The organism is bacterium, from assembly GCA_040753085.1.
In the GTDB taxonomy this organism is placed as follows: domain Bacteria; phylum UBA9089; class JASEGY01; order JASEGY01; family JASEGY01; genus JASEGY01.
The window spans coordinates 1-3,105 of record JBFMHI010000223.1; the positions used below are offsets into that span (position 1 = coordinate 1).

At 42.2% G+C, this 3,105-nt stretch carries 5 protein-coding genes; 1 reads left to right on the forward strand and 4 read right to left on the reverse strand.

Annotated elements, in window-relative coordinates:
* Nucleotides 1–92: 92 nt before the first annotated feature.
* The 4 genes from AB1797_13775 to AB1797_13790 all read right to left on the reverse strand — a co-directional run bounded on the left by AB1797_13775 (nt 93) and on the right by AB1797_13790 (nt 2,804).
* Nucleotides 93–1,106 (reverse strand): 4Fe-4S dicluster domain-containing protein, encoded by a 1,014-nt coding sequence (locus tag AB1797_13775; GenBank protein MEW5768655.1) that lies wholly within the window; start codon nt 1,104–1,106, stop codon nt 93–95.
* 469 nt (nt 1,107–1,575) lie between these two features.
* The gene (locus tag AB1797_13780) at nt 1,576–1,899 is read right to left on the reverse strand and encodes a type II toxin-antitoxin system VapC family toxin (GenBank protein MEW5768656.1); all 324 of its coding nucleotides are present in this window, start codon (nt 1,897–1,899) and stop codon (nt 1,576–1,578) included.
* The gene (locus tag AB1797_13785) at nt 1,896–2,105 is read right to left on the reverse strand and encodes a hypothetical protein (protein MEW5768657.1); all 210 of its coding nucleotides are present in this window, start codon (nt 2,103–2,105) and stop codon (nt 1,896–1,898) included. Before AB1797_13785 ends, AB1797_13780 begins: the two co-directional genes overlap by 4 nt.
* 147 nt (nt 2,106–2,252) lie before the next feature.
* The gene (locus AB1797_13790; protein MEW5768658.1) at nt 2,253–2,804 is read right to left on the reverse strand and encodes a T9SS type A sorting domain-containing protein; all 552 of its coding nucleotides are present in this window, start codon (nt 2,802–2,804) and stop codon (nt 2,253–2,255) included.
* Here AB1797_13790 and AB1797_13795 point away from each other — a divergent pair.
* The gene (locus AB1797_13795; GenBank protein MEW5768659.1) at nt 2,790–3,017 is read left to right on the forward strand and encodes a hypothetical protein; all 228 of its coding nucleotides are present in this window, start codon (nt 2,790–2,792) and stop codon (nt 3,015–3,017) included. The genes AB1797_13790 and AB1797_13795 overlap by 15 nt on opposite strands.
* The last annotated feature ends 88 nt before the right edge of the window (nt 3,018–3,105 follow it).

The following is a 3,105-nucleotide window of genomic DNA, read 5'->3' on the forward strand; positions in this document are numbered from 1 at the left end:
GGGACAACCCTTGTGGTTGTCCGCCTATGGAACGGACAGGGACAAGCTCTGTCCCTACAACTCCGCCTTCTGTCCTCTATTATTTATCCGTGCTAATCCGTGTCAATCAGTGGCTGAACGGTTACCACTTCTCGAATATCAAGATTTACCGGGCAATTTACCACACATCTGCCGCAGCCAACACAGGCGGCTTCACCAAATTTCTCCGGGAAATAATTAAACTTGTGCATTATACGCTGACGGAATCTCTCCTTACCCGTCTCTCTTGGCTGATGTCCTGAGGCATGCAGGGTAAAAAGCGGAAACATACAGGAATCCCAAATCCTGATTCTTTTCCCGCTCTGCCTATCGCCCTCATCCACGATGTCAAAGCAATGGCAGGTGGGACAGAAAAAGGTGCATATCCCACACCCCACGCATCTCAGGTAAATCTCCTCCCAGATGGGGTTATCGAATAAACCTGAGAGCCCCTCCTTCAGCCCAGAGACATCCAACCTATCTGATATTTCAGATTCAGCCGCCTTCTTGAGTTCATCTACCTTACGGATATCTTCTGATGAGGCTTTACTCAATCCCTGCTTCTCAAGGACGGCCTCCCCTCTTTCGGTAATGGACTCAAGGAGAAAGCCTTCTCCTATATCTACCCAAAATACATCTACATTCTCCTTATCATAAGGTCCGGTATGGAAGGAAGTGCAAAAACAGGTGGTTTGAGGTTCATTACAGGCCATCCCAAATATTAGGGCACCCTCCCGCTTTTCCTTATAATAGACATCCTCAAAATCACCTCCCGCAAAGACCTTATCAAGAAGGACAAAGCCCTTGGCATCGCAAGGACGAATACCAAAGAGGAGTCTCCTTCCTTTCATCTCCGGCTTATGTATCTTACCCTCCTTATATGAGAACATCACCTCTGTCTGGGGGAAGAAACTGCCTTTGGGGGACTTATCCGTATTCCTTGAGGTAAGGACCACCTCCCCTGAATTCACGACCTCCTCGAATGAGGTCCGATTATCTTTTTTTAGCGGGGCAATCAAGGTGAATTCCGTAAGAAGTCTATTAAGGAAACTCCTGATCTTTGTCTTTTCAATGGTATAGAAGGCCATGCCTTATCTCGGCCTTGGTCATCGTTTCGGTCATTTACGAATAGCCCACTGGCTACCGGGTGTCTGGTAGCTTGGTGTCTGGTGGCCTGGTGTTCCGCTTACCAGACAACCAGACACCAGATTACCAGATGCCTGCGAAAAATAGCCGAAACGATGACCCTCGCCCTTATCTCCTTTTACCTAATGAACGCTCTCGGATAATCCGAGGCTCTCTCTTTGCTCACCTTAGCAAACCTGCCTAATATTTTCCCCTATTTTTTTACCAAAGATCTCCCAAAAGCTCCTCAAATCTTCAAAAACTCGAGAGAAATCGAGAAAGTTTGGGAAAAACCCTATTCCTAAAACCACCAAAGTCTTCTTGGTACCTGTTCCTTTCTTTCTTAAACCTTGCTTAACAACCTCACAAAAGGCAAATCCTCAACCTGATGATATAATTTTTCATCTGCGGTGATAAATTCACATCCTAAGCTCAAAGACAAGGCAAGATAGACTGCATCATAAAAATACTAATCTTATACCTAAATGAAATTCTGCCTGCTTCCTTTATTATATCAGTAGTTGGAAGAATAATATTGAGCTTCAACTTACTAAGATTATCAATTATTGCTATCAGTTCTTCAAGGTCATTTGCTGGACTGAATCTAATTGCATTTGCCAATTCATATAGCATCAAATCAGGCACACTTATCTTTTCCTCCCCTTGGATGTGGCTTTTTTGAATCTTAAGTGCTTTATCAGTCCCTTCTTCTTTATTATACCATTTTACAATTACTGATGTATCTAAAACAATCATCTATTATCTCTCCATTTTCTAATCTCAGCAGTGCTATTCCAACCTTTACACTTTTTGGAAAACCTCTCTCTGATTTCATCTTGCTCTTTGACTGCTTTTAATAATTCGCTTTTATCCTCCCATTTGGCGCCTACTAGTAATTTAAATCTTCTCTCCATCAGCTCTATCGTATCGTACTTCTCTTTTATTGCTTGCTCACTTATCATCTAAATCACCTCCTAATCTATTTTGAACGCTCTCGGATAATCCGGGACTCACCTTAGCAAACCTGCCTTTCCTGAACCCAAGAGCTTTTTCTAAAATCATTCTCCGTGTCTCTGTGTCTCTGCGGTGAACGATTACTCAGATTTTTGTTATCGGATGATGGCAAGCTTCCCCTTCTTTATCCTTCCTTCATCATCGGTTATGATATAGATGTATACACCACTTACCACCTTTTCTCCAGAGTCATTCTTAGCATCCCAGTCAAAGTAGCCAGTAGTTATATCTTCTTCTATTCGCACCAGTTCACCGGCAATGTTGTAGATTCTTATAGTAACATCATCAGTCAGCATCTCAAACCTTATTACATTGTGTCCTTCACTCTTGAACGGATTTGGATACACGACTACATCATCAAGGTCTTTTGCGATGAATAGCCCAAAGGTTGTTAGGTGTGAGGTGTTAAACTTGGCAAGGTTATTTATCTTATCAATTGTAGTATCAAAGTCCCTTACCCAATCCCTTCCATTCCAGAATAATGCCTTTAGGTTATCCTCAGGGATATCTGTTCCATCTACTTTACCATCATTATCATCATCTTTATAAGGTATCCAGATAGTATTGGACTTTGGACAAAATGTAAAAAAAATATTAAGAAATCGGCGAATCTGGTCGAATAGTTGAGTATTATGAATACCAAACATTATACTACTCAACTTCACCAGTTTCGTCAAGAACTGTATTCAAATTTAACCTATCGGCCAGATGCGACGATGGATTTAATCGATTCATTATCGACGAACTCCAAGGCTCGTTCGGTGGTCGAATTAAGCTTAAGTCCTTTTTTCCGCCGTAGCTACAGCAGTGTGACTGACAGCGGAGTTCAGGAATCATTATTAAAGCCCGAAGGGCTGTAGTATGTTAGCCGTAGGTTTGAACCTACGGAACATTAGATTGAAAATTAATTAAGCCCCGCAGGGGCGAAGGAGAAAATACAGTAGTATA